This is a genomic window from Bacillus niameyensis (genome assembly GCF_001375535.1).
Lineage (GTDB): Bacteria > Bacillota > Bacilli > Bacillales > Bacillaceae_C > Lederbergia > Lederbergia niameyensis.
Genome location: NZ_LN831197.1, coordinates 3,398,184 through 3,423,499 on the forward strand (window position 1 = coordinate 3,398,184; position 25,316 = coordinate 3,423,499).

Annotated in this window: 22 protein-coding genes and 2 pseudogenes; 23 read left to right on the forward strand and 1 reads right to left on the reverse strand. The window is 40.6% G+C overall.

The features are described 5' to 3' along the window. Positions 1–346, forward strand: a pseudogene (locus BN1243_RS23135) (transposase); the annotation flags it as partial. Here the strand turns inward: BN1243_RS23135 and BN1243_RS15925 are convergent. Continuing rightward, positions 343–867: a DUF2529 domain-containing protein gene (locus BN1243_RS15925; RefSeq protein WP_062108425.1), complete on the reverse strand. Its 525-nt coding sequence runs from the start codon at positions 865–867 to the stop codon at positions 343–345. The pseudogene BN1243_RS23135 and the gene BN1243_RS15925 sit on opposite strands and share 4 nt — an antisense overlap. A gap of 190 nt (positions 868–1,057) precedes the next feature. On the opposite strand from BN1243_RS15925, the gene BN1243_RS15930 reads away from it, so the two are divergent. The 22 genes and pseudogenes from BN1243_RS15930 (at position 1,058) to BN1243_RS16030 (ending at position 25,188) form a co-directional block, all read left to right on the forward strand. After that, positions 1,058–1,420, forward strand: a complete 363-nt coding sequence (locus tag BN1243_RS15930) for a response regulator (RefSeq protein ID WP_062108427.1) — start codon at positions 1,058–1,060, stop codon at positions 1,418–1,420. 218 nt (positions 1,421–1,638) lie between these two features. Further along, positions 1,639–2,502, forward strand: coding sequence for a class II fructose-1,6-bisphosphate aldolase (gene fba, locus BN1243_RS15935; RefSeq protein ID WP_062108431.1), 864 nt, complete (start codon positions 1,639–1,641; stop codon positions 2,500–2,502). 441 nt (positions 2,503–2,943) lie between these two features. Next, positions 2,944–4,230 (forward strand): UDP-N-acetylglucosamine 1-carboxyvinyltransferase, encoded by a 1,287-nt coding sequence (locus BN1243_RS15940; protein ID WP_062108433.1) that lies wholly within the window; start codon positions 2,944–2,946, stop codon positions 4,228–4,230. A gap of 632 nt (positions 4,231–4,862) precedes the next feature. Then, a complete protein-coding gene (gene rho, locus BN1243_RS15945) occupies positions 4,863–6,140 on the forward strand; it encodes a transcription termination factor Rho (protein WP_062108435.1) in 1,278 nt (425 codons plus the stop codon). Positions 6,141–10,195: 4,055 nt separating this feature from the next. After that, positions 10,196–11,134: an ABC transporter ATP-binding protein gene (locus BN1243_RS15950; RefSeq protein WP_230200224.1), complete on the forward strand. Its 939-nt coding sequence runs from the start codon at positions 10,196–10,198 to the stop codon at positions 11,132–11,134. Further along, positions 11,131–13,263, forward strand: a complete 2,133-nt coding sequence (locus tag BN1243_RS15955) for an ABC transporter permease (RefSeq protein WP_062108439.1) — start codon at positions 11,131–11,133, stop codon at positions 13,261–13,263. Before BN1243_RS15950 ends, BN1243_RS15955 begins: the two co-directional genes overlap by 4 nt. Then, the gene (locus tag BN1243_RS15960) at positions 13,260–13,937 is read left to right on the forward strand and encodes a hypothetical protein (protein ID WP_062108441.1); all 678 of its coding nucleotides are present in this window, start codon (positions 13,260–13,262) and stop codon (positions 13,935–13,937) included. Before BN1243_RS15955 ends, BN1243_RS15960 begins: the two co-directional genes overlap by 4 nt. Before the next feature lies 1 nt (position 13,938). Next, on the forward strand, positions 13,939–14,484 hold the full coding sequence (locus BN1243_RS15965) for an RNA polymerase sigma factor (protein WP_062108444.1): 546 nt from the start codon (positions 13,939–13,941) through the stop codon (positions 14,482–14,484). After that, entirely contained in the window at positions 14,477–15,265 is a 789-nt protein-coding gene (locus BN1243_RS15970) for a hypothetical protein (RefSeq protein ID WP_062108446.1), read from the forward strand. Before BN1243_RS15965 ends, BN1243_RS15970 begins: the two co-directional genes overlap by 8 nt. Next, positions 15,262–15,951 (forward strand): ATP-binding cassette domain-containing protein, encoded by a 690-nt coding sequence (locus tag BN1243_RS15975; protein WP_062108448.1) that lies wholly within the window; start codon positions 15,262–15,264, stop codon positions 15,949–15,951. The genes BN1243_RS15970 and BN1243_RS15975 overlap by 4 nt, the downstream gene beginning before the upstream one ends. A 150-nt stretch (positions 15,952–16,101) precedes the next feature. After that, positions 16,102–16,302 carry a 50S ribosomal protein L31 gene (rpmE, locus tag BN1243_RS15980; protein ID WP_062108450.1) on the forward strand — a complete coding sequence of 67 codons (201 nt, stop codon included), beginning with the start codon at positions 16,102–16,104 and terminating at the stop codon, positions 16,300–16,302. Between the two features lie 258 nt (positions 16,303–16,560). Next, positions 16,561–17,160 carry a thymidine kinase gene (locus BN1243_RS15985; RefSeq protein WP_062108454.1) on the forward strand — a complete coding sequence of 200 codons (600 nt, stop codon included), beginning with the start codon at positions 16,561–16,563 and terminating at the stop codon, positions 17,158–17,160. Between the two features lie 79 nt (positions 17,161–17,239). Next, positions 17,240–18,310, forward strand: coding sequence for a peptide chain release factor 1 (gene prfA, locus BN1243_RS15990; RefSeq protein ID WP_062108456.1), 1,071 nt, complete (start codon positions 17,240–17,242; stop codon positions 18,308–18,310). Positions 18,311–18,321: 11 nt separating this feature from the next. Then, the gene (gene prmC / locus BN1243_RS15995) at positions 18,322–19,161 is read left to right on the forward strand and encodes a peptide chain release factor N(5)-glutamine methyltransferase (protein WP_062110688.1); all 840 of its coding nucleotides are present in this window, start codon (positions 18,322–18,324) and stop codon (positions 19,159–19,161) included. Between the two features lie 92 nt (positions 19,162–19,253). After that, complete coding sequence (gene spoIIR / locus BN1243_RS16000) at positions 19,254–20,027, forward strand: stage II sporulation protein R (protein ID WP_062110690.1); 774 nt, start codon at positions 19,254–19,256, stop codon at positions 20,025–20,027. Between the two features lie 239 nt (positions 20,028–20,266). Next, complete coding sequence (locus BN1243_RS16005; RefSeq protein ID WP_062110692.1) at positions 20,267–21,316, forward strand: L-threonylcarbamoyladenylate synthase; 1,050 nt, start codon at positions 20,267–20,269, stop codon at positions 21,314–21,316. Between the two features lie 124 nt (positions 21,317–21,440). Further along, positions 21,441–21,962 carry a manganese efflux pump MntP gene (locus tag BN1243_RS16010; protein ID WP_062110694.1) on the forward strand — a complete coding sequence of 174 codons (522 nt, stop codon included), beginning with the start codon at positions 21,441–21,443 and terminating at the stop codon, positions 21,960–21,962. A gap of 168 nt (positions 21,963–22,130) precedes the next feature. Continuing rightward, positions 22,131–22,562: a low molecular weight protein arginine phosphatase gene (locus tag BN1243_RS16015; protein ID WP_084781982.1), complete on the forward strand. Its 432-nt coding sequence runs from the start codon at positions 22,131–22,133 to the stop codon at positions 22,560–22,562. Positions 22,563–22,717: 155 nt separating this feature from the next. After that, a pseudogene (locus BN1243_RS23075) lies at positions 22,718–22,936 on the forward strand (HAMP domain-containing protein); the annotation flags it as partial. Between the two features lie 81 nt (positions 22,937–23,017). Then, positions 23,018–23,890, forward strand: coding sequence for a methyl-accepting chemotaxis protein (locus BN1243_RS16020; protein ID WP_407638894.1), 873 nt, complete (start codon positions 23,018–23,020; stop codon positions 23,888–23,890). A gap of 109 nt (positions 23,891–23,999) precedes the next feature. Beyond that, positions 24,000–24,437 (forward strand): ribose 5-phosphate isomerase B, encoded by a 438-nt coding sequence (rpiB, locus tag BN1243_RS16025; protein WP_062108459.1) that lies wholly within the window; start codon positions 24,000–24,002, stop codon positions 24,435–24,437. A 202-nt stretch (positions 24,438–24,639) separates the two neighbouring features. Beyond that, complete coding sequence (locus BN1243_RS16030; protein ID WP_062108461.1) at positions 24,640–25,188, forward strand: TIGR01440 family protein; 549 nt, start codon at positions 24,640–24,642, stop codon at positions 25,186–25,188. Positions 25,189–25,316 lie beyond the last annotated feature (128 nt).

Sequence of the window (25,316 nt, forward strand, 5' to 3'; positions counted from 1 at the left end):
CACAAAAGTCAAAGGTGATCGTCAAGTTCATTGGAATCCGATTTTCGAAGAAATGAAAACAAAAGCAAAAACAGCCCTTGAATGTGATAAGAAGGCAGCTATCTACGCTCGGCGCAAGATTGAGGTGGAAAGCGTGTTCGGTCACATCAAGGGCAATTGATCATTCCGTAGATTTTTACTACGGGGTCTTGAAAAGGTCCACACTGAATTCGGAATTGTGGCCTTTGCTCACAATCTCCTGAAAATAGCTGGCGAATGCTGGCTATTTTCAGGTAATAAGCAAAAAGATACAAAAACAGGAGGAGAAAACAGTGTCATTTTTCTCCTCTTGCCTTATATAAGCTAATCTTCATAGTCCTCTAAAATTTCTTCCAACGCAAATTTCAATAAAGAATAAATATAAAGCCCTGCCATTAAAGAAGGGAAGCCAACTCGATTTCCATCATCACCTGGGAGTAATGGTTTTAGAAGGTGGGTGTGGATATGGACGTCTGCAAGATCTGTTATTCTTTTTCCTTCAGAATCTCTATTTCCAGAAATCGCTACAAAAGGTATCCCCTTTTCCGCAAGTTCTTCAGCTAGTTTTATAGCTTCCTCATGGTCCGAATAGCGTGTCAGGATAAGGACTCGATCTACAGATTCTATACTAGCGACCGATTCAAGCCGACGAGCAATTTTTAAAGGTTCTGCGCCTTCCAAAGCTTCGAAGGTAACACCATCCATTTCGTCAAAACCTTTAATGAAAATCGTGCCTTCTCCTGCTGCCGCCTGGGCTAATAGTCTAGCACCGTCCTCGATTGAATATTCTTCATGATCCATGATTCGCTTAAAAAGTCCCATTAATTGGGTTGTGAACATTTTTTGCATATAAATTCGCTCCTTTGACCCATTCTTTTTATTATATATTAAAAAAATAGGAAAAACAGTTTCTAGAATTACATATTAGGGAAGGAGTAATTGAAAAGAAACAGAAATAATAGTTATGGAATTGTAACTTAATGCTCTATTAACTTCCAAGTATTTTGCTTATAATGATGAGTGTAGAGAGGGAGATGAAATGAAGGGAAAACTTTTAATTGTTGATGATCAGTTTGGTATTCGAACACTATTAAACGAAATTTTTCAAAAAGAAGGTTTTCAAATTTTTCAAGCAGCTAACGGTCCTCAAGCTTTATCGATCGTAAAAGAGCATGATCCTGATCTGGTTTTATTAGATATGCGGATTCCAGGGATGGACGGTCCCGAAATTCTCAAAAGAATGAAACAAATAAATGAGCATATTCGTGTAATCATTATGACGGCTTATGGAGAACATGAAATGATAGAAGCTTCAAAAGAACTAGGAATTCTGGGTCAATTCACTAAACCCTTTGATATCCAAGAAGTTCGAGAAACTGTAAAAAAGTATATTTCGAACTAGATCATTTACATAATAAATAAGTGAAGCTTTATTTTAAATAGGTCTTACTATCAGTGCATGGTATTGTAAAATAAGGTTTCCTTCTAAAAAAGTTTGCTATCATTGGTAATAAAAAGACGAATTTGATATGATAATAAAGAAATAAATCCAGCCCAGCAAAATGGAGCCGGATAGTCCTAGCACACCAGTGCGCAGTTTACTTAGAGGAGGAAGAAAGTATGCCTTTAGTTTCCATGACTGACATGCTTAATAAAGCAAAAGATGAAAAATACGCAGTAGGCCAATTTAATATCAATAACCTTGAGTTTACTCAAGCGATCCTTCAAGCTGCTGAAGAAGAAAAATCACCTGTTATCCTTGGTGTATCAGAGGGTGCCGCGCGCTATATGGGCGGATTTAAGTTTGTTGTAAAAATGGTCGAAAGTTTAATGGAGGAATATGGTACTACCGTTCCTGTCGCAATTCACCTTGACCATGGTTCAAGTTTTGAAGCATGTGCACAAGCAATTCATGCAGGTTTCACATCTGTTATGATTGACGGTTCCCATTTCCCATTAGAAGAAAACATTGAGTTGACTAAAAAAGTTGTTGAACTTGCTCATATTCATGGAGTATCTGTTGAAGCAGAACTTGGACGAATTGGTGGACAAGAAGATGATTTAACAGTTGATGATGCAGATGCAGCATATGCTATTCCAGCAGAATGCGATCGTCTTGTTCGTGAAACAAAAGTAGATTGCTTTGCTCCTGCATTAGGATCTGTTCATGGTCCTTACAAAGGTGAACCAAATCTTGGCTTTGATCGAATGGAAGAAGTTCGTGATTTGACTGGTATTCCACTTGTTCTTCATGGCGGTACTGGAATCCCGACAAAAGATATTCAGCGTGCTATTTCATTAGGTACAGCTAAAATCAATGTCAACACAGAAAACCAAATTTCTTCTGCAAAAGTTGTACGTGAAGTTTTAGCGGCTAAACCTGATCTTTATGATCCACGTAAATATTTAGGACCAGCACGTGACGCAATTAAAGAAACTGTCGTTGGAAAAATGCGCGAATTTGGTTCCACTGGAAAAGCTTAATAGCTATATAGAACTGAATGATACTGAATGAAGGCCGCCCCCATCGCAAGAGGAGCGGTTTTCGTTCACTATTAGAATCAACTAAACAAGAGCCCCATCTATCGTTCCACTATTACTAATCATATGAATCAAGGAGTCGAATCCTCAAGGTTTGCTTGTCTAGCTTCACTGCCTAGTATATAAGGAAGCCGGATTCGCTTTTTGGCTCATCCTGAATCCTTTATTTCGTTAGAATCCTAAGAAGTTTATTATACGTTGCGACACGACGTCGTGCTTTTAGCTTGAAAAAGTACGTAGTTTTTTATAAGACAAACATGTTACTAATGTTAAATATAGTCAGATAGCCTACATGTTTCGCCAAAATTCGTATATAATACCTGTAAAATGCCTTGTTTTTTGATTATGGAACAATGAATGAAACGGGCGGAAAGGAAGACAAAGATGGAAAAGCTTAAAATTGCGGGCGGATTTCCTATCAAAGGTACCATTAAAGTGAGTGGGGCCAAAAACAGTGCTGTTGCTCTGATCCCTGCTACGATCTTGGCCGACTCGCCTGTAACGATTGATGGACTTCCAGATATATCGGATGTTCACACATTAAAAGCTTTGCTTGAAGAAATTGGCGGAGACGTCACATTTGAGAATGGTACGATGACTGTCGACCCGACTAAAATGGTTTCGATGCCTTTACCGAATGGCAAAGTAAAAAAGTTAAGAGCTTCTTATTATTTAATGGGTGCAATGCTTGGACGCTTTAAAAAAGCTGTGATTGGTCTCCCAGGTGGATGCCATCTAGGACCGCGTCCCATTGATCAACATATTAAAGGTTTTGAATCATTAGGTGCCAGAGTAACAAATGAACAAGGCGCTATTTATTTGCGTGCGGATGAATTGCGTGGTTCACGAATATACTTAGACGTTGTTAGTGTTGGTGCTACTATTAATATTATGCTTGCGGCTGTAAAAGCAAAGGGTCGGACGATTATCGAAAATGCTGCGAAAGAGCCGGAGATAATTGATGTAGCAACACTTTTAACGAGTATGGGTGCTGAGATTAAAGGCGCAGGTACGGATGTAATTAGGATTGATGGTGTGGAAAAATTGGAAGGTTGCCGTCATACCATTATCCCTGACAGAATAGAAGCGGGTACATATATGATCTTAGCAGCTGCTGTAGGAGAAGGCGTGTTAATTGATAATATTATTCCCCATCATTTGGAGTCATTAACTGCTAAATTAAGGGAAATGGGTGTACATGTCGAAGCAGGGGATGATCAAGTCTTTATTGGTAAAAGTGATCACTACAAACCTATTGATGTAAAGACTCTCGTCTATCCTGGATTTCCAACAGACTTGCAGCAACCTTTCACTGTGCTTTTAACGAAAGCGAAAGGTTCTTCAATTGTGACTGATACAATCTATTCGGCACGTTTCAAACATATAGATGAATTAAGAAGAATGAACGCAAACATTAAAGTGGAAGGCAGTTCCGCGATTATTAACGGCCCGTCCAAATTGCAAGGTGCAAAAGTAAAAGCGACTGATTTGCGAGCTGGTGCGGCGCTTGTGATTGCAGGTTTACTTGCGGAAGGGGTCACAGAAATAACAGGTCTGGAACATATCGATCGTGGATATAGTGGTCTCGTTGAAAAATTGAATGGACTTGGAGCAACTATTTGGCGTGAGGAAATGTCCCAAGTTGAAATTGAACAGTTTAAAAATTCTTAAGGGCAATCGCCTAGTTTTAAAGGAGAGTCTTTTCAAAAAGAAATGTAGACTCTCCTTTGCAACTTTTCATGTTTCCGTGTACAATATAGGCATAAAGTGAGCCTTCCGAAAATCGGGTCTCTTTATCCTGAATATACTAGCAACAAGACCCCGACTAATTGAAGTTTTACTTTATCTCCACTGATTTAGTTGAACTTATCGGAATTTTATTTCAATGCCGATAAAATTCCATCTTCTACTCTTCAGCTGTACGGCTATCATATGCTTTCCTTCCCGAAAATCAACAAGAGTAACTTCTTTCTGGTTGCTTAGAAATTATAAATTGGAGGATATGGATAAGTTAAAACGCTATGTATACTCGTCTAGCTCCAATACATATTTTGACTAGCAAATTTTCCTATGATAAGTCAACATTGGTTCATGCTTCGCCGTGTTCCCTTTATCTCGGGCCAACAAGATGTTGGTCAAAACGGCGCGTCTTTAGCCGTTCAACTCTATTGGAAAGTTTGCCGCCGATAGTCAACGCGTTTTTGTCCTTATATTTCAAATTGTTGGTGGATAGGTATTCTCGTCTGTGGTGTTTTATAATATAATTTTGGTGATTTTTTAAATTTAAAAAGTGTGGTGTCATAATGGCTGATTTAAATATTTCATTGTTGGAAGATATGAAACTCAAAGAATTATATGAACTTGCAAAGGAATACAAAATTTCCTACTACAGTAAATTAACAAAAAAGGAATTAATCTTTTCTATTTTAAAAGCTCGCGCAGAAAGAGAAGGCTTCTTCTTCATGGAGGGTGTCTTAGAAATTATCCAGTCCGAAGGTTTCGGATTTTTACGTCCAATCAACTTCACGGCTAGCTCCGAGGACATTTACATTTCTGCATCACAGATTCGTCGCTTTGACTTACGGAATGGTGATAAAGTTTCTGGTAAAGTTCGGCCTCCGAAAGAAAACGAGCGGTACTTTGGCCTGCTCCATGTAGAAGCTGTTAATGGAGAAGACCCGGAAAGTGCAAAGGAACGTGTCCACTTCCCTGCATTAACTCCACTTTATCCTGATCGTCAAATCAAATTGGAAACAACCCCAACCAATCTATCAACGAGAATTATGGACTTAGTTTCCCCAGTTGGTTTCGGACAACGTGGTTTGATCGTAGCTCCACCAAAAGCAGGAAAGACGATGTTACTAAAATCAATTGCTAATTCTATTACGACTAATCATCCTGAAGCAGAATTAATCGTGCTTTTAATTGATGAACGTCCTGAAGAAGTAACTGACATTGAAAGATCTGTTAACGCGGATGTTGTGAGTTCCACTTTTGATGAAGTTCCTGAAAACCATATTAAAGTGGCAGAGCTTGTATTAGAGCGCGCTATGCGTCTTGTAGAACATCGCCGTGATGTTATTATTCTAATGGATAGTATTACCCGATTGGCTCGTGCCTATAATCTTGTCATTCCGCCAAGCGGTCGAACTCTATCTGGGGGAATTGATCCAGCTGCATTCCATCGGCCGAAACGATTCTTCGGTGCTGCCCGTAATATTGAAGAGGGAGGCAGCTTAACGATTCTAGCAACAGCCCTTGTTGATACAGGTTCCCGGATGGATGATGTTATTTATGAGGAATTTAAAGGAACGGGAAATCTAGAGTTGCATCTGGATCGCTCTCTTGCAGAAAGAAGAATCTTCCCTGCGATCGACATTCGCCGCTCTGGTACAAGAAAAGAAGAGCTGCTAATTCCAAAAGCACAGTTGGATAAACTATGGAAATTACGTAAGGCGATGTCTGATACACCTGACTTTATTGAAAAGTTCATGCGTAAGTTAAGACAGTCCAAAACGAACGAAGAATTCTTCAATATGCTCGACGCAGAAATGAAAGCCGGAGTAAGTGGAAGATCTTAAAAAAATAGCAGATAAATGGCATGTGAAACTGTAAAAAGATTCACATGCTATTTTTGTGTCCTGAAATAGAATGTCTATTCGCCCGAGGAGCAAGAAAAGTGTACCTAGGGGTAGAATAGGACGTCTCTATTCGCCCGAGGAGGAAGAAAAGTGTATCTAGGGGTAGAATAGGACGTCTCTATTCGCCCGAGGAGGAAGAAAAGTGTATCTAGGGGTAGAATAGGACGTCTCTATTCGCCCGAGGAGGAAGAAAAGTGTATCTAGGGGTAGAATAGGACGTCTCTATTCGCCCGAGGAGGAAGAAAAGTGTATCTAGGGGTAGAATAGGACGTCTCTATTCGCCCGAGGAGGAAGAAAAGTGTATCTAGGGGTAGAATAGGACGTCTCTATTCGCCCGAGGAGGAAGAAAAGTGTATCTAGGGGTAGAATAGGACGTCTCTATTCGCCCGAGGAGGAAGAAAAGTGTATCTAGGGGTAGAATAGGACGTCTCTATTCGCCCGAGGAGGAAGAAAAGTGTATCTAGGGGTAGAATAGGACGTCTCTATTCGCCCGAGGAGGAAGAAAAGTGTATCTAGGGGTAGAATAGGACGTCTCTATTCGCCCGAGGAGGAAGAAAAGTGTATCTAGGGGTAGAATAGGACGTCTCTATTCGCCCGAGGAGGAAGAAAAGTGTATCTAGGGGTAGAATAGGACGTCTCTATTCGCCCGAGGAGGAAGAAAAGTGTATCTAGGGGTAGAATAGGACGTCTCTATTCGCCCGAGGAGGAAGAAAAGTGTATCTAGGGGTAGAATAGGACGTCTCTATTCGCCCGAGGAGGAAGAAAAGTGTATCTAGGGGTAGAATAGGACGTCTCTATTCGCCCGAGGAGGAAGAAAAGTGTATCTAGGGGTAGAATAGGACGTCTCTATTCGCCCGAGGAGGAAGAAAAGTGTATCTAGGGGTAGAATAGGACGTCTCTATTCGCCCGAGGAGGAAGAAAAGTGTATCTAGGGGTAGAATAGGACGTCTCTATTCGCCCGAGGAGGAAGAAAAGTGTATCTAGGGGTAGAATAGGACGTCTCTATTCGCCCGAGGAGGAAGAAAAGTGTATCTAGGGGTAGAATAGGACGTCTCTATTCGCCCGAGGAGGAAGAAAAGTGTATCTAGGGGTAGAATAGGACGTCTCTATTCGCCCGAGGAGGAAGAAAAGTGTATCTAGGGGTAGAATAGGACGTCTCTATTCGCCCGAGGAGGAAGAAAAGTGTATCTAGGGGTAGAATAGGACGTCTCTATTCGCCCGAGGAGGAAGAAAAGTGTATCTAGGGGTAGAATAGGACGTCTCTATTCGCCCGAGGAGGAAGAAAAGTGTATCTAGGGGTAGAATAGGACGTCTCTATTCGCCCGAGGAGGAAGAAAAGTGTATCTAGGGGTAGAATAGGACGTCTCTATTCGCCCGAGGAGGAAGAAAAGTGTATCTAGGGGTAGAATAGGACGTCTCTATTCGCCCGAGGAGGAAGAAAAGTGTATCTAGGGGTAGAATAGGACGTCTCTATTCGCCCGAGGAGGAAGAAAAGTGTATCTAGGGGTAGAATAGGACGTCTCTATTCGCCCGAGGAGGAAGAAAAGTGTATCTAGGGGTAGAATAGGACGTCTCTATTCGCCCGAGGAGGAAGAAAAGTGTATCTAGGGGTAGAATAGGACGTCTCTATTCGCCCGAGGAGGAAGAAAAGTGTATCTAGGGGTAGAATAGGACGTCTCTATTCGCCCGAGGAGGAAGAAAAGTGTATCTAGGGGTAGAATAGGACGTCTCTATTCGCCCGAGGAGGAAGAAAAGTGTATCTAGGGGTAGAATAGGACGTCTCTATTCGCCCGAGGAGGAAGAAAAGTGTATCTAGGGGTAGAATAGGACGTCTCTATTCGCCCGAGGAGGAAGAAAAGTGTATCTAGGGGTAGAATAGGACGTCTCTATTCGCCCGAGGAGGAAGAAAAGTGTATCTAGGGGTAGAATAGGACGTCTCTATTCGCCCGAGGAGGAAGAAAAGTGTATCTAGGGGTAGAATAGGACGTCTCTATTCGCCCGAGGAGGAAGAAAAGTGTATCTAGGGGTAGAATAGGACGTCTCTATTCGCCCGAGGAGGAAGAAAAGTGTATCTAGGGGTAGAATAGGACGTCTCTATTCGCCCGAGGAGGAAGAAAAGTGTATCTAGGGGTAGAATAGGACGTCTCTATTCGCCCGAGGAGGAAGAAAAGTGTATCTAGGGGTAGAATAGGACGTCTCTATTCGCCCGAGGAGGAAGAAAAGTGTATCTAGGGGTAGAATAGGACGTCTCTATTCGCCCGAGGAGGAAGAAAAGTGTATCTAGGGGTAGAATAGGACGTCTCTATTCGCCCGAGGAGGAAGAAAAGTGTATCTAGGGGTAGAATAGGACGTCTCTATTCGCCCGAGGAGGAAGAAAAGTGTATCTAGGGGTAGAATAGGACGTCTCTATTCGCCCGAGGAGGAAGAAAAGTGTATCTAGGGGTAGAATAGGACGTCTCTATTCGCCCGAGGAGGAAGAAAAGTGTATCTAGGGGTAGAATAGGACGTCTCTATTCGCCCGAGGAGGAAGAAAAGTGTATCTAGGGGTAGAATAGGACGTCTCTATTCGCCCGAGGAGGAAGAAAAGTGTATCTAGGGGTAGAATAGGACGTCTCTATTCGCCCGAGGAGGAAGAAAAGTGTATCTAGGGGTAGAATAGGACGTCTCTATTCGCCCGAGGAGGAAGAAAAGTGTATCTAGGGGTAGAATAGGACGTCTCTATTCGCCCGAGGAGGAAGAAAAGTGTATCTAGGGGTAGAATAGGACGTCTCTATTCGCCCGAGGAGGAAGAAAAGTGTATCTAGGGGTAGAATAGGACGTCTCTATTCGCCCGAGGAGGAAGAAAAGTGTATCTAGGGGTAGAATAGGACGTCTCTATTCGCCCGAGGAGGAAGAAAAGTGTATCTAGGGGTAGAATAGGACGTCTCTATTCGCCCGAGGAGGAAGAAAAGTGTATCTAGGGGTAGAATAGGACGTCTCTATTCGCCCGAGGAGGAAGAAAAGTGTATCTAGGGGTAGAATAGGACGTCTCTATTCGCCCGAGGAGGAAGAAAAGTGTATCTAGGGGTAGAATAGGACGTCTCTATTCGCCCGAGGAGGAAGAAAAGTGTATCTAGGGGTAGAATAGGACGTCTCTATTCGCCCGAGGAGGAAGAAAAGTGTATCTAGGGGTAGAATAGGACGTCTCTATTCGCCCGAGGAGGAAGAAAAGTGTATCTAGGGGTAGAATAGGACGTCTCTATTCGCCCGAGGAGGAAGAAAAGTGTATCTAGGGGTAGAATAGGACGTCTCTATTCGCCCGAGGAGGAAGAAAAGTGTATCTAGGGGTAGAATAGGACGTCTCTATTCGCCCGAGGAGGAAGAAAAGTGTATCTAGGGGTAGAATAGGACGTCTCTATTCGCCCGAGGAGGAAGAAAAGTGTATCTAGGGGTAGAATAGGACGTCTCTATTCGCCCGAGGAGGAAGAAAAGTGTATCTAGGGGTAGAATAGGACGTCTCTATTCGCCCGAGGAGGAAGAAAAGTGTATCTAGGGGTAGAATAGGACGTCTCTATTCGCCCGAAGGAACAGAAAATTGTACCCAAGGGTAGAATAGAACGTCTCTATTCGCCCGAGGAGGAAGAAAAGTGTATCTAAGGGTAGAATAGAACGTCCCTATTCGCCCGAAGGAACAGAAAATTGCATCCAAGGGTAGAATAGGACGTCTCTATTCGCCCGAGGAGGAAGAAAATTGCATCCAAGGGAAGAATAGGACATCTCTATTCGCCCGAGGAGGAAGAAAAGTGTATCTAAGGGTAGAATAGAACGTCCCTATTCGCCCGAAGAGGAAGAAAAGTGTATCTAGGGGTAGAATAGGACGTCTCTATTCGCCCGAAGGAACAGAAAATTGTACCCAAGGGTAGAATAGAACTTTGCCATATAAAATTAAGATGAGAATAACCACTTTTATAAAGGACTGAAACCTCTATCTTTTATCATAAATTTATTTTTCCTATTTGAAACAAAAAGGAGCGGGTAAACGTGTAAGAATCAGAAACAGCTTAAAGGAGGCGGACATTCTGATTACAATCGAAATAGAAGGACTACATAAAACGTATCGCAAATTTGAGGCGCTAAAAATGATTGATTTACAAATTGGGACTGGCTTATTTGGTCTTCTTGGTCCAAATGGAGCAGGGAAATCAACTTTAATGAATATATTGAGCACCCTTCTGCCTTGGGACGAAGGAAAAGTAACAGTCTACGGATTTGACCTCGCAAAGGAAGGCGGAAAGATTCGCGAATTACTTGGTTATTTGCCACAGCATTTTCATCCGCCTGTCCAATTTACAGGGCGAGAATTTCTCCACTACGTATGCTCGATGAAAGGTGTCACAGCGAAGGCTGAACGTGATTTACAGGTTGAAAAAGTATTAGAGCAAGTGAATTTACTCGATCATGCCAATAAAAAAATTAAAGGATATTCTGGTGGGATGAAGAGGCGACTTGGAATTGCGCAAGCACTCATTGGGAATCCGAAGTTCATTATTTTGGATGAGCCTACTGCAGGACTTGATCCATCCGAACGGATTCGTTTCCGCAATGTGATCGAAAAGCTTAGTAAAGATTATACGATTATTTTATCGACCCACATTATTAGTGACATTGAGTCGAGCTGTAAAAATGTCGGGGTCATCCACCATGGCGATGTCCTTTATCAAGGAACGACTGAAGTTTTAGCAAAACAGGCTAAAAACGTCGTTTGGGAAATCACTGTTCCCTATATAGAATATGACAGTGTGGAAAAGGATTATCTCGTTCTTTCTAGTCGAAGAGATCAAGAGAATGTGATTTTCCGAGTTTTAGCGAAAGAATCCCCTAGACAAGATGCGATTGCAATCGAACCAACGATCGAAGACGGATATATGGCTCTGATCAATGGGGTGATCGCATGAAGAGAGTAAAGACGGTATTTCAAAAAGAACTGATTTTATTATTACGTAATAAATTTTTTGCGATCCCTTTGATCATCAATCTCCTCTGTTGGGGATATATCATTATTTCCTATGAAATCCAAGGAGTTCACTATGAAGAGACGGCTGCTGTTTTTTACCGCGGATTCATTTGGATGTTGCTATTGAACTTGTTAATTATTGGTCTTATCGCAGTTTATCTTACTAGTAAAGATCGTGAAACGAAATTTGAACCATTAATGGCAAGCTATCATGTGAAAAATATGGAGTGGATACTCGGAAAGTGGCTTGTGGCCCAATTGTATGGAGTTCTGATTACGGTCTTAACGGTCGCGATTCAGGCACTCTGGTTCATAGGGGCGGACATGTCACTTGGGGAATGGAGCAAACATCTCGTTTATGTATTTGTTCAAATGGAAGGAGCCCTTTTCTTCATTATTTCCTTCGGTTTTTTATTTGGTACATTGATAAAAAATATGTTTGCTTATCTTTCGATTCCTGTTATTTTATTGCTCACACTCGCACTCCCTTTTGATAATGTAGGTACGGCACTAACTTACGATAATCCAAGGTTTCATTTATTAACACCCTTTGATTATATGTTTATTGGAACCCCCTATGAGGGAATTTGGGGGATTGAACGAGTTTTTGCACCAACGATCTTGCATCAAATCGGTGTCTTTTTACTAGGAATTGTTCTAATCTCTATCACATTGTGGATATTCCGTCCAAATCGGAGAAGTCATCAGGAGAAACGGCTCATTTTACTACTTGTAACGATCTTTCTCATTTCAACAGTAGTAGTAAGTGGTTTTCGATATATGCAATATGAACAAGCATTGAAAAAGTTAATTGAAACAGGAAAGACCTATGCCCAATCTTATTCAAAAGAGGTTGGGATGGAGTATTATGAGTGGATGAATTCGTATTATGATGAACATTTGGATGATGAGCCGTATGAGTTTGCCATGGAAAAAGCGGATTTGAAGGTGCAACTTCTAGGCAATGATGAACTCCGTGTCCAAAGTAAGGTAACGATTAAAAATAATGGGGAAGCTCCTGTCAAAGATGTCGAGTTAACATTGTATCACGGTTTAACTGTTAAAGAATGTACGAGTCCAGCGGGAGTAACTTGTATAAGGGATGGCGATTGGATCACGCTTCAATTTGACGAAATGATGGAGCCTGAAGGTGAGATGGAAGTAAGTCTCGAATATGAGGGGAATATTTTACAATACCGGTATGATGGCTATGTAGAGCAAGCCTTTATTGATAAAAATAGAATTTATCTCCCAAAAGAAGCTGGTTGGTATCCGCTCATTGGCAAGCGATCGTTAGTGATTGCCCGAGAACATGAAGAACGTTATTTTGGTTTTGAAATGCGAAATGCAAGATTAGTAGAAGATTATCCGACAAACTTCACTGTGGAGATTGAGAGCGAGGATCTTCCGATAGCTTTGACTGTTCCAAAAGTAGAAGCAGGATTTTATAAAGGTGATTCATTTTATGGTCTTTCCTTAATTGGGGGCAACTTCAAAGAAGAGACTGTTGGGGAAACTCGTATCCTTGCTCATCCTGAGGCTTTGAAAGGTGCAAAAGATGTAGCGGAAAGATACCAAAAGGCTTCTCGGTTTGTTGAAGGTTGGCTAGGTATTCCAATGGTCCCTTCCGTTATTTTTGTAATGAACGATGAGCATTATTATTTATCCGATGATACGGTGAATCAAGGCTTTTTAGTTTGGGGGAATAGGGACATTCAAGATTCGAATGATGAGCAGATTGCTTATAGATTACAAAGGAGTTTATTTCAAGAACGGTCCGATATGGAGAGCGTAGAGGATGTTTTCCTGTTGGAAGATGCGATGATCTGGCCGATTCTTCATCATTTACAAGGAGAGTCTACTTTTAAAGAATGGTATAAAAGTCTTTGGTGGAATGAAGATGATGACCTTACGCTTGTTGATATATTATCTAGTTACGAAGAGGAAAGTCCTGAGCAATTTCAAGACGTTGTCAAATACCTTTATTATAATTGGACCCAATTAGAGAACGGTCAGGAATTTGATATGACAGCAGCCTTGAAATTATATGAAAAGGAGTCAGGGCGATGATCGTACGACTCCAACTTTTTTTAAAACTATGGCTTAGATCGATATACTCCCTGCTCATTGTTTTATCTATACCAGTTATGGCGATTGTCATTTACAACTCGGGAACGTATACAATCGCTGACTTAACAAGTATCATTTATGAAAAAGCAGCACCTATTTGGTTCATCTTTATTTTACAATGGTTCCTTGCTATTGAGTTTGATTCAAAATTTTATCATCAACTTATCACCTATCCGATTGTAAAATGGAAGTTTTTAATCGAAAGACTCCTATTTGCAACGTTGATCTTCCTGGGGTTATTAAGCGTCGTTACTGTCATCTTATCCTATAGTTATGGGAATTATTTCTGGAAAAGTTTCGTTTTTGCAATTCCCTTGTATATGGCTATGAGCGGATTTGTGTTTTTTGGAACGTTAATTGGTAAACACTCCCTTGGTGGACTTTTGATGGGAATCTTCTTTTGGATGTTCTATTTATTCGGTGGTGCCCTATTGAAGGATTTCAATGTTATATTACTTGTCTATGGAAGTGTTGAGCGATTTGTCAGCGGGGAAAGTGGCTTTTGGGCTTCGGAAAATCGCTGGATTCTTTATAATCGTTCCAGTTATATCGGGATAGGAGTACTATTGATGGGAGCTGCGATGATGACAGCTCACATTAAATGGAGGAAATAAAATGCAAGACGAAGAATATATGCGCCAACTGTCGCTTGGAATCGATTCAGCTTTTGAATCTCTTGTTTTCCGTTACCACAAACCATTGTTTGGCTATGTATTTCGATTATTGCAAGATGAAAAGTTAGCGGAAGATATTGTCCAAGAATCGTTTCTTAAAATTTATCAACAAGGAAAAAAGGGATTTGTTCCAGAACAGTTTAAGCCGTGGATCTATAAAATTGCGACGAATGCATGCAAAGATTATTGGAGAAAAGCTTCGACCCAAAGGGAACGAATCTCTGAAATCAATGAAAACAGTCAAGTCCATCATATTATCGATCGTCAAATAGAGCGGCAATGGATGGTCGAATCATTGAATCAATTATCACTCGATTATAGAACGGTTCTCTATTTACGGTTTTATCAAGATTTGCAGTATGCCGAAATTGCGATCGCATTAGATCTTCCGATTAACACGGTGAAAACGCGAATTTCAAGGGGATTGAAACAACTTGAATCTATTATAAAAGAGGATGAGAGGAAAGGGGCGAGGGCCAATGACTGAAGAGCAAGATTTAACACGGTTAGAAGAAGAGTGGAAAGACCGCTTTGAACGCTTTACAGCGCCTGAACCGACAAGAGAAGATACATTTCGTTTAATTGAAAAAATAAAAGCATCGGACGAAGTGACAATGCCGATTGATTTGCGAGCACAGCTGGAAATCGCCCAATCCTCCTTATCATGGAAAGATAAATGGATCAATTTGTTTTTATCCCAGTGGACATTCCACGGAATGAAAAGCTGGCTTCTAACAGGCGTTATTATGCTGATTTTATCAGTCACGATTAGTCAAAATATGGCCGATGAAATGACTGGGTTCGCAGCTTGGATTAAATGGGTGACTCTCATCATGATTGCGGTGATTGGTTATGCATTTCGCCCGAAAGATGAAGGGAATTATGCGATTGAGACATTAAGTTATTATCCGCTTATTCAGCAAATGTTTGCTCGGTTTATAATCGTTATAGTGTTGCAATGTGTGATCGCCTTTCCTTTAGTGTTTGTCATCACTGGAAAAGCGGGAATATTAATGTATATGCTCAAAGTATTTACACCTTTATTCTTCTTTGGGGTTGTTGGGTTCGTTAGTACGATTTGGCTCGGTTCAAAACTGGGGTTATTGCTTACAATCTTGATATGGTTCGTTCAAATCTTTTTTGATAAACTGTCCTTCTCGCTTTTTGCCCAATCAAATCTGCTTATTCATGCGGTGATCTTAGGAATTTCGATTCTCCTGCTTGGAACAGTGCGTTGGCGCTATCGACCTATGAGGGACTCTTTATGAGAATTTCATTAGAAGGAGTAGAATACGAAAAAGAGGGAACGAAGATTATTAAAGGAATGACATGTTCCTTTACAACAGGAATCACCAATATTGTCGGAAAAAATGGATCTGGTAAAAGCTCTCTTTTAAAATTAATCGCGACCGCCATTCAACCTGCAAAAGGAACGATTTGTTATAGAAGACTAATGAAAGATAATGGGTTATATCGCAAACAATTGAATGTCGATGAGATTAGAACAATGATCGGGTATATGCCGCAAGAATTTTCAGGCTACCCAGAAATGACGATAGAAAGATATTTAAAATATATGGCCTATCATAAAGGGATTCCGTATAAGATTGTAAAATCAACTTTAGAAAAATGGTTAGAAGAGAGCGGGTTGGCTAAACTAAAAAGACGGAAGTTGCGCTCCCTATCAGGTGGCCAATTGAAAAAGGTCGGCTTAATCCAAACTCTAATTAATCAACCTCGCATCTGTATTTTGGATGAACCTTTTGAAGGGCTAGATATTGCGGAGAGATTATATTTTCAACGAACGATTCAACGACTTTCCTTTCATAGTATTGTGTTAATAAGTACCCATATAATGGATGAAATAATTGATGGGGATTTTCTTTATATGGAGGAAGGGAATATTGCTAGAGCGGAAGGAAATGAGTTCGAATGTTTCGGTGGGAAGCGTTAAACAATTTTGGACCAGCTATTGCAAATTAAAAACTCAGTTGTTATAATAAAGAATGTGATTTTTGTAAAGACAGTGGAGCGTATTCGCTTCCTATCAACATACATTAAACTCTGACTCAGCAAATGATTCAGGGCATAAGGAGTGGAAAAGATGAAAGCAGGAATTCATCCAGGTTATAAAAAAGTTATGGTTAAATGTGCTTGTGGAAATGAATTTGAAAGTGCTTCTGTAAAAGACGAAGTACGTGTTGAAATCTGTTCAGAATGTCATCCATTCTATACAGGACGTCAAAAATTCGCATCTGCAGCTGGACGTGTAGATCGCTTTAATAAGAAGTATGGAATGAAGTAAGAAAAGCGGAAAGCGACGTTTAGCGACGTACAAACTTTAAGGTTTTCTGACGAGATAAAGGAAACACGATGAGCCCAGTAGGGTGAATCGATGTTGACTTATCGTAGGAAGAAACCGTAAGTTTGCTAGTCGCTGTCGCTTGTAGCTAGACAGTAAGATTTGTATAGTAGAAAAACAGGCAAGAACGTTGCCTGTTTTTTTATTGCCCAAAATACAATAATAAAGGCATCAGATAGAAAGGTGCGGTGATCCTTCATAATGGAAATCATGAAACAGTCAGGTTGGATTGAAGTTATTTGTGGAAGCATGTTTTCGGGGAAATCTGAGGAATTAATCCGCCGTGTGCGCAGAACTCAATTTGCAAAAGAAGTCGCGATCGTCTTCAAGCCCCAAATCGATAATCGTTATAGTGTGAATGAAGTAGTTTCCCATAATGGGACAGCCGTTGAAGCTTTACCAGTTAAACACTCTTCCGACATTTTACATAGTGTAAATGCTGAAGTGGATGTTGTTGCAATTGATGAGGCACAATTTTTTGATGATGGATTGATCCAAGTGGCACAACAATTGGCTAATAGTGGTCATCGTGTTATTATCGCTGGTCTTGATCAAGATTTTCGCGGTGAGCCTTTTGGACCAATGCCTGCACTGTTAACTGTTGCGGAGGAAGTAACGAAACTCCATGCTGTTTGTGCAGTTTGTGGATCGTCGGCGAGTAGAACTCAACGGCTCCTTGACGGTAAACCAGCTTATTATGATGATCCAGTTATTCTTGTAGGTGCAAGCGAGGCGTATGAAGCTAGATGCCGCCATCATCATGAAGTGCCAGTTAGAGAAAAAGTTTCTAAAGAACGATGATTTTCCAACTATTTGCTTTAGAGCCTTGCCACGTTATAATATAATAGTGCTTGAAGTCAACTTTTTGAGGTGAACCGATATGTTTGACAAATTGCAATCTGTTGAGGAACGCTATGAGCGGTTAAATGAGCTTTTAAGCGACCCGGAAATTGTTAGCAATGCCGATAAACTACGTGAATATTCAAAGGAACAGTCTGCAATTGCAGAAACTGTTGAAGTTTATCGTGAATATAAAAATGCCAAAGATGAATGCAATGATGCGAAAGAAATGCTGAATGAAAACTTAGACAGCGATATGCGGGAAATGGTGAAAGAAGAAGTAAATGAGCTTGAAGATAGACTAGAGGAACTGGAAGAACGTTTGAAGATTCTCCTTATCCCTAAGGACCCTAATGATGATAAAAACGTTATTATGGAAATCCGTGGGGCAGCTGGGGGAGATGAAGCAGCGTTATTTGCTGGGGCTCTTTACAGAATGTACAGCCGCTATGCTGAAAACCAAGGTTGGAAAACAGATGTGATTGAAGCTCACTCAACAGGTCTTGGTGGATATAAGGAAATTATCTTCATGATCAATGGAAATGGAGCTTTTTCAAAGTTAAAATATGAAAATGGCGCCCATCGTGTTCAACGTGTGCCTGAAACTGAATCTGGCGGACGTATCCACACGTCTACGGCTACCGTTGCTGTTCTTCCTGAGGCTGAAGAAGTTGAAATAGATATCCATGAAAAAGATATTCGCGTCGATACATTTGCTTCCAGTGGTCCTGGTGGACAGAGTGTTAACACAACGATGTCTGCTGTGCGATTGACACATATACCAACTGGAACTGTTGTTTCTTGTCAAGATGAGAAATCGCAAATTAAAAATAAGGAAAAAGCGATGAAAGTATTGCGTGCTCGGGTTTATGATAAATTCCAGCAAGAAGCACAGGCAGAATATGATGCAAACCGGAAATCTGCTGTTGGAACTGGAGATCGCTCGGAACGAATCCGTACTTATAACTTCCCACAAAATCGTGTGACTGATCATCGTATTGGTTTGACGATCCAAAAGCTTGATCAAATTTTAGAGGGAAAACTTGATGAAGTAATCGATGCATTAGTCATTGAAGAACAATCAAAAAAATTAGAGAGCGTGGAAGAGTAAACATGTCGGAAATGAAAGTGTTCGAGGCCCTAAAATGGGCTTCTTCTTTTTTAAAAGACCATGGTCGCGATGAAAATGCAGGAGAGTTATTTTTGAAGTGGATCTTACAGATGGAGCGAGCCCAGCTTCTTGCTGAGTTAAGAATGCCGTTATCAGACCATGATCGGAGTCGTTTTGAACAGGCGATCATGGAGCATGTCGCAGGTCGTCCGATTCAACATATAATTGGGTATGAAGAATTTTACGGTCGAAAGTTTATCGTTAATGAGGATGTTTTGATCCCGAGACCGGAAACGGAGGAATTAGTCGAGGCGATTTCGTCGCATATAAAGACTCGTTTGAATACTCCTTTGAGACTTGCCGATATCGGGACTGGCAGTGGTGCCATCGCTATTACAATGAAGTTAGAGTTTCCCGAATTAGCTGTAGCTGCTTCTGATATTTCTGAAGATGCACTCGAAATCGCGAAAAGGAACGCTTCCTTATTGGATGCAAATATGGCATTTTTCCATGGAGATTTACTAGAGCCCTTTTTAAAAACTAGTGAAAAGTGGGATATCATTCTTTCCAATCCACCCTATATACCCGATGGCGAAAATTTATCTGATGTCGTAAAAAATTATGAGCCGCATAGTGCCTTGTTTGGTGGCATAGATGGTCTTGATTTTTACAGAAGATTGGCGCGCGACTTGCCTAAAGTCGTGAATGAACGAGCGCTAATTGGTTTTGAAATCGGAGCTGGACAGGGGCTTGCTGTGCAAGCGATTATGCAAGCGGCTTTTCCTCGGGCAAATACAGAAATTATATTTGATATAAATGGGAAAGATCGGATTGTTTTGACGCAATTATAAAAAGCCAGTAGATTTTAACGTACTCAAAAAAATAGATGTATACGATTCTATCATTTTGTCCATAATGCTCTCATAGAGGGGAGATGGACATGATGAAAGATTACAGGAAACATAGATTCTATCAAAAAAATATAGCGTTAATTTATATATTGGTACTCGTATTGGGAACGGTGGCTAGTTTAGCTATTCCAAAGTATGAGCAAGCGGCAGCGGTCGATCCATTAGTTATTCCGAATGAGGCGATTCGTCTCAGGATCCTTGCCAATAGCGACAGTGAGAAAGACCAAGAAGTGAAGCGTGAAATTCGCGATGCTGTAAATGACGAAATTAATCGTTGGGTGGAGGAATTGACTTCTATAGAAGACGCACGTCATGTGATGACTTCTCGTCTTGATGAAATTGAAGAAATAGCTCAGCAAATTTTAAAAGAAAAAGGATTCGATTATTCACTTAATGTAGAATTTGGCGAAGCACAGTTTCCTACAAAGCTTTATGGTCAATTTCTTTATCCTGCTGGAACTTACGAAGCCATTGTGATCACACTTGGAAAAGGTAATGGTGCTAACTGGTGGTGTGTTCTATTCCCGCCCCTCTGTTTCCTTGACTTTTCCAATAGTCTTGCAGTTAGTGAAGGGATTGAGGAGTCCGGAGAAGAGCAAGAAAAGATAGAAGAGAAAGAAAAGAAACAAACAAAAGAAGCTAAAGAAAAGAAAGAAACGAAGTCAAAGAACGAACAGCTGGAAGCGGATTCTGAAGTTGTGGATAAGAATGTGGATAAGACTGCAGAAGCTCCAATTGTTGTTGATGATGAAAGTGAAGTTGAGGTAAAATTTTTCTTGGTGGAACTATTTAATAAAATCTTTTAAATCTCTCAAGGGGGAGATTTTTTCTTTTTTTATATGAATATTGTGAATTACTTGTGTATAATAAGGTAGTTATTCACATTAATCACAGGAGTTATCCACGGAATGTGGAAAATTATCCACAATATGTGTATAACCTTCAATATGGAACACCTCTTTCATTTATTAAAAAAAAAGAGGAAATCCCCAAAATATATGATGTTTTAATAAATAAATGTTTGAAAAGAAATGAGGAAAGAACAATGGATTCTTTACATTGGTCTGTGAATAAAGATGTGGATAATTTAAAAGGTTATCCACAAATTAGAGAGGCAGCTCGATTATTACAGTCTAATCAAGTTGTGGCATTTCCTACAGAAACCGTATATGGACTTGGTGCTAATGCATTATCTGATGACGCCGTCGCAAAAATTTATGAGGCGAAAGGAAGACCTTCTGACAATCCACTAATTGTCCACATAGCTGAATTGCAACAACTTGAAGAATTAGTTGATTCGATACCAGCCCATGCTCATTTGTTAATGAAGGAATTTTGGCCAGGCCCATTAACGCTTATTTTTCCAAAAAAGGCTGGTGTTGTTTCCGAGAAGGTAACAGCGGGTCTTGATACGATTGCGGTAAGGATGCCGGACCATCCGGTTGCGCTAGCACTCATATCTGCAGCCCGTTTGCCGATTGCAGCTCCAAGTGCTAATAGATCGGGGAAACCAAGCCCTACAACTGCCCGTCATGTAGCAACAGATCTTGATGGGAGAGTTGCGGGTATTCTTGACGGCGGTCCAACTGGTGTAGGTCTTGAGTCGACTGTCGTTGATTGTACAGGGGAAGTACCGATTATATTGCGCCCAGGTGGTATTTCCATGGAAGACATAGAAAAGGTGATAGGAAATGTACTCGCTGGACCACTTTCGCCAAATCAGATGGAAATTCCGAAATCGCCAGGCATGAAATATAAGCACTATGCTCCTGTCGCTCCTTTATATTTATTAGACGGTGAACCGTCATGGATTCAGAGTATGATCGATCAAAAGCGCCGGGATGGGTTGAAAGTAGGCATAATGTCTACAACTGAAAATACGCATTATTATAATGCAGATCTTGTCCTGGAATGTGGCAGCAGAATGGACTTACAATCCGTTGCTCACCATTTATACGAAGTACTGCGAAAATTTGATGAGGTTCCATTGGATTGTATTTTTTCCGAAGTTTTCCCAGACTCTGGAATTGGAGCTGCGATTATGAATAGATTGGATAAAGCAGCTGGACATCACTGGATTCGTCAGAAAGACTGAATTCAATAAGAATAGGAAAAAAGCTAGTCTACTCTTGCATAAATCCGCATATGTTCCCTAATAGGCATGTCCTAAAGTGAAAGGGGAATAGAAAGTGCTTGCGGAATTTATTGCGCTGATCATTATGGCTTTTGCAGTTGGGATGGACGCTTTCTCCATATCCCTCGGCATGGGTGTTTATAAGATAAGACTAAGAAGAATGTTCTATATCGGTCTAGTTGTTGGCCTTTTTCATTTGTTAATGCCATTAGTTGGAATTCTGATGGGTCATCTATTATCCGGCACATTTGGGCAAATTACGATATATGTTGGAGGAATTTTATTAGTTATTATCGGAATGCAGATGGCTTTTTCCTCTTTTCGGAAAGAAGAGGATACGGTTATTATTCCGACTGGCTGGGGATTATTCCTTTTTTCTTTACTTGTAAGTATTGATAGTTTTTCAGCTGGATTAAGCCTTGGTATTTTTGGAGTTAAAGCAGCAATCGCTGTTATCTGTTTTGCAGCTGTATCCATTTTTTTAACATGGTCTGGGCTTTTAATCGGACGTAAAATCCAAAGTATGCTTGGCGCCTATGCAGAACTGCTAGGGGGCGTAATCCTTATATCGTTTGGGATCAAACTATTGCTCCCTTTTCCCTGGTAAACTATTCCGTTTTCTTTATGAAAATAATTATTTCATGACAGCTATTTCAAAAGAGGGCTGTCTTTTTATTTTCAAATATGGCATAATTTCAATAAACTTACGTAATGCTTTTGACCTACATATTTAGAACGTTATGTTAAATAGAAAAAGAAAAGGAGGTAAAATTAATTGAAAGTTTTGTTTATATGTACAGGTAACACTTGTAGAAGTCCGATGGCGGCTGCCATTTTTAACGATAGATGGTCAGAAAAAGGTCAAGCACGTTCTGCTGGCTTATTTGCAACAGAAGGGCAAGAGGCAGCATTAAACGCATCCAGTGTATTGAACGAACATGGCATTGAAATTCAGCATCAATCTAGCCAAGTGAAAAAGGAAGATATGAACTGGGCAACTCATATTTTGACGATGACGTTGGCACATAAGGAAATGCTGATGAATTATTTCCCTGAAGCAAGCGATAAGATTTTTACCCTAAAAGAATATGTACATCATTCTGAACATGACCTCGATGTGATTGATCCTTTTGGAGGAGATCTAGAAGTTTATAAAATGACATTTTCTGAGCTTGACCATTTAATTAGCCGAATTTTTAAAGATTAATCATAAAAGGATGAGGAAGTTCAATGAAAAAAAAGCGTAAATATCGAATGGGTTTACAGAAGAAATTGGTTATGTTTACGACAACGGTTGCAACCGTAACCTTTTCTACAAGTGCCTTCTTTTTATATTTTATTTACCCACTTGTAGAAGAGTATATGAATCAGACTTTGTTTACTCTCGGAACTTTGTTATTAGGAATCATTTGGTCGGGGATTATTGCTTGGTTTGCAGCATTCGTAATAACTAGACCTTTACATCGACTCGAGGAAGCAGCGGTTCGAGCTGGAAATGGAGACATTAGAGAAGATGTGATAGTAAGTAAAACAGATGATGAAATCAATTCCTTAGGGAAAGCTTTTAATCTAATGTTGCATAATCTTCGAGAAATGGTTCAGCAAATCGAAGAAAGTGTAACAAGTACAAATGAGAATGTCGTTTCCATTTCCAAGAAAACAATGAAAGTGGCAGGAGAAGCAGAAAGTGCTGCTCACACAATTTCAGAAATATCTTTAGGAGCTGAGAGTTCAGCTGCGGCGATTCAACAGACAGCTGAATCAGTAGAAGATATTACTCGAATAGCGAATGAAGTACAAGACAGAGCAAAAGAGTCCGAGAGAATTTCGCAGGTGATGCTGACTGAACTAATTAAAAGCCAAGAAGTCGTAGAGTCACTTGTTGAAGGGATTACCAATTTGGCAGTGAACAATAATGATTCACTTAATTCTGTTAAACGACTCGAGGAAAATACTTCTCAAGTTGGGCAAATCATTCAACTCGTTGGAGATATTGCGAATCAAACGAACTTATTAGCATTGAATGCATCGATTGAAGCAGCACGGGCTGGCGAGCATGGAAAAGGTTTTGCTGTTGTCGCAGATGAAGTTAGGAAACTAGCAGATGAAAGTGCCAAAGCAGTAAATGGAATTTCTGAACTTCTTAATGCGATCCAATCAGAAGTAAATCAAGTAGTCGAGCAAATTAGTGAGCAAGTTGTCTCAGCTAATTCAGAAGTAGGAAAAGGAAAACAAACGAATATCGCCATTGCGAAAATGACAGAAACGATTCATGAATCTGCTAAAGCGGTAGAGTCGATTTCTCATTTAGTAGACAGGCAAATGGATAACGTTCAAGAAACTTCTGCACAGGCAGAAGAAGTAGCTGCCATTGCGGAGGAAACGTCAGCAGGGGCCGAAGAAGTAGCTAAGATGGCTATAAAGCAAGCAGCTGACATGGAAGAAATTGATCAATTAACAGGACAATTAAAAGAGCAAGCTAGTAAATTAAAAGATACGATTTCCCGCTTTGATTTAACAGAAACGACAAACTAACAATTATTGTAAGTAAAAAAACAGCCAATCATAGAAGTTTCCATTATAATAAAAGAAAAAGAAGACACTCTTTTAAAAGAGTGTCTATTCATTAAGGAGGACTGTAATTATGAAAGTGGCATTGGCATCAGACCATGGAGGAATCCATATTCGAGAAGATATTAAACATTTATTGGACGAGATGGGCATTGAATACGAGGACTTTGGCTGTAACTGTGAAGGCTCTGTTGATTATCCGGATTATGCTCTTCCAGTTGCTGAGAAAGTGGCAAACGGGGAATTTGACCGAGGGATTTTAATCTGTGGGACGGGAATTGGAATGAGTATATCGGCCAATAAAGTAAAGGGCATTCGTTGTGCACTTGTCCATGATCTTTTCAGTGCCAAAATGACCCGTCTCCATAATAACAGCAACGTCCTTGCGATGGGAGAGCGTGTGATCGGCCCAGGCCTTGCTCGGGAAATTGCTAAAACTTGGCTTGAAACAGAATTTGAAGGTGGACGCCACCAAAAGCGAATCGAAAAAATTACCCATTACGAAGAATAAGGTGCCTGGCACAAAGAAAAGCGGAAGGCAGCGTTTAGCGCCGTACAAACTTTTTAGGTTTTCTGACAAGATATAGGAAACACGGCGAGGAACGAGCCGATGTTGACTTATCGTAGGAAGAAACCGAAAGTTTGCTAGGCGCTGCTGCCTGGAGCTGGACACGCCCCGAAATTTGTCGAATAGTGGTAAGGGAGGTAACAACTTGACTCTACCTTTGAGTGAATGGATGAATCAGATGCAGCGAATCACTCAAGAATGTAAGGATCAATTGAATCTAGGGCCTGGCAAGGTGTTAGTGGTTGGCTGTTCCACTTCGGAAATCGCGGGTGAAAAAATAGGAACGTCAGGATCAATGGAAACAGCAAAGGTTATCTTTGAAGAGCTGCGGAACTATGCACAAGAGCATGGATTTGCGCTAGCCTTTCAGTGTTGTGAACATTTGAACCGTGCTCTCGTTACAGAGAAAAAAACGGCCCAAAAACACGGATGGGAAGAAGTATCTGTAATTCCAGCCCCGACAGCTGGCGGGTCAATGGCTACATTTGCTTATCAACATTTTGAAGATCCGATTGTCGTTGAGTTTATTAAGGCTGATGCTGGTATTGATATTGGTGATACGTTTATAGGAATGCATTTGAAGCATGTAGCCGTCCCAATTCGCATCTCGCAAAAACAATTAGGCAATGCCCATGTAACATTAGCTACAACGAGACCGAAGTTAATTGGTGGAGCAAGAGCTATATATGAATGATGTTTGCCTAAAGCTGAACATTTAATAGGATGTATGTCCTAAATGTTAGGATTTAGCTTCAAAAAATGAAAAAATCGTTTGGCATTGCTTCTCTACCGTGGTAGAATGAGATGGAATTTAAAACTTGA

What these genes read in the sequence shown, in the direction of transcription:
- BN1243_RS15985 (WP_062108454.1), top strand. Translation starts at nt 16,561, where the DNA reads ATGGAAATCATGAAACAGTCAGGTTGGATTGAAGTTATTTGTGGAAGC.
- BN1243_RS16020 (WP_407638894.1), top strand. Translation starts at nt 23,018, where the DNA reads ATGAAAGTGGCAGGAGAAGCAGAAAGTGCTGCTCACACAATTTCAGAA.
- BN1243_RS15930 (WP_062108427.1), top strand. Translation starts at nt 1,058, where the DNA reads ATGAAGGGAAAACTTTTAATTGTTGATGATCAGTTTGGTATTCGAACA.
- rpiB (WP_062108459.1), top strand. Translation starts at nt 24,000, where the DNA reads ATGAAAGTGGCATTGGCATCAGACCATGGAGGAATCCATATTCGAGAA.
- BN1243_RS15970 (WP_062108446.1), top strand. Translation starts at nt 14,477, where the DNA reads ATGACTGAAGAGCAAGATTTAACACGGTTAGAAGAAGAGTGGAAAGAC.
- BN1243_RS15925 (WP_062108425.1), bottom strand. Translation starts at nt 867, where the DNA reads ATGCAAAAAATGTTCACAACCCAATTAATGGGACTTTTTAAGCGAATC.
- BN1243_RS15940 (WP_062108433.1), top strand. Translation starts at nt 2,944, where the DNA reads ATGGAAAAGCTTAAAATTGCGGGCGGATTTCCTATCAAAGGTACCATT.
- BN1243_RS16005 (WP_062110692.1), top strand. Translation starts at nt 20,267, where the DNA reads ATGGATTCTTTACATTGGTCTGTGAATAAAGATGTGGATAATTTAAAA.
- BN1243_RS15955 (WP_062108439.1), top strand. Translation starts at nt 11,131, where the DNA reads ATGAAGAGAGTAAAGACGGTATTTCAAAAAGAACTGATTTTATTATTA.
- BN1243_RS16010 (WP_062110694.1), top strand. Translation starts at nt 21,441, where the DNA reads ATGGCTTTTGCAGTTGGGATGGACGCTTTCTCCATATCCCTCGGCATG.
- rpmE (WP_062108450.1), top strand. Translation starts at nt 16,102, where the DNA reads ATGAAAGCAGGAATTCATCCAGGTTATAAAAAAGTTATGGTTAAATGT.
- BN1243_RS15965 (WP_062108444.1), top strand. Translation starts at nt 13,939, where the DNA reads ATGCAAGACGAAGAATATATGCGCCAACTGTCGCTTGGAATCGATTCA.
- prfA (WP_062108456.1), top strand. Translation starts at nt 17,240, where the DNA reads ATGTTTGACAAATTGCAATCTGTTGAGGAACGCTATGAGCGGTTAAAT.
- spoIIR (WP_062110690.1), top strand. Translation starts at nt 19,254, where the DNA reads ATGAAAGATTACAGGAAACATAGATTCTATCAAAAAAATATAGCGTTA.
- BN1243_RS15975 (WP_062108448.1), top strand. Translation starts at nt 15,262, where the DNA reads ATGAGAATTTCATTAGAAGGAGTAGAATACGAAAAAGAGGGAACGAAG.
- rho (WP_062108435.1), top strand. Translation starts at nt 4,863, where the DNA reads ATGGCTGATTTAAATATTTCATTGTTGGAAGATATGAAACTCAAAGAA.
- fba (WP_062108431.1), top strand. Translation starts at nt 1,639, where the DNA reads ATGCCTTTAGTTTCCATGACTGACATGCTTAATAAAGCAAAAGATGAA.
- BN1243_RS15960 (WP_062108441.1), top strand. Translation starts at nt 13,260, where the DNA reads ATGATCGTACGACTCCAACTTTTTTTAAAACTATGGCTTAGATCGATA.
- prmC (WP_062110688.1), top strand. Translation starts at nt 18,322, where the DNA reads ATGAAAGTGTTCGAGGCCCTAAAATGGGCTTCTTCTTTTTTAAAAGAC.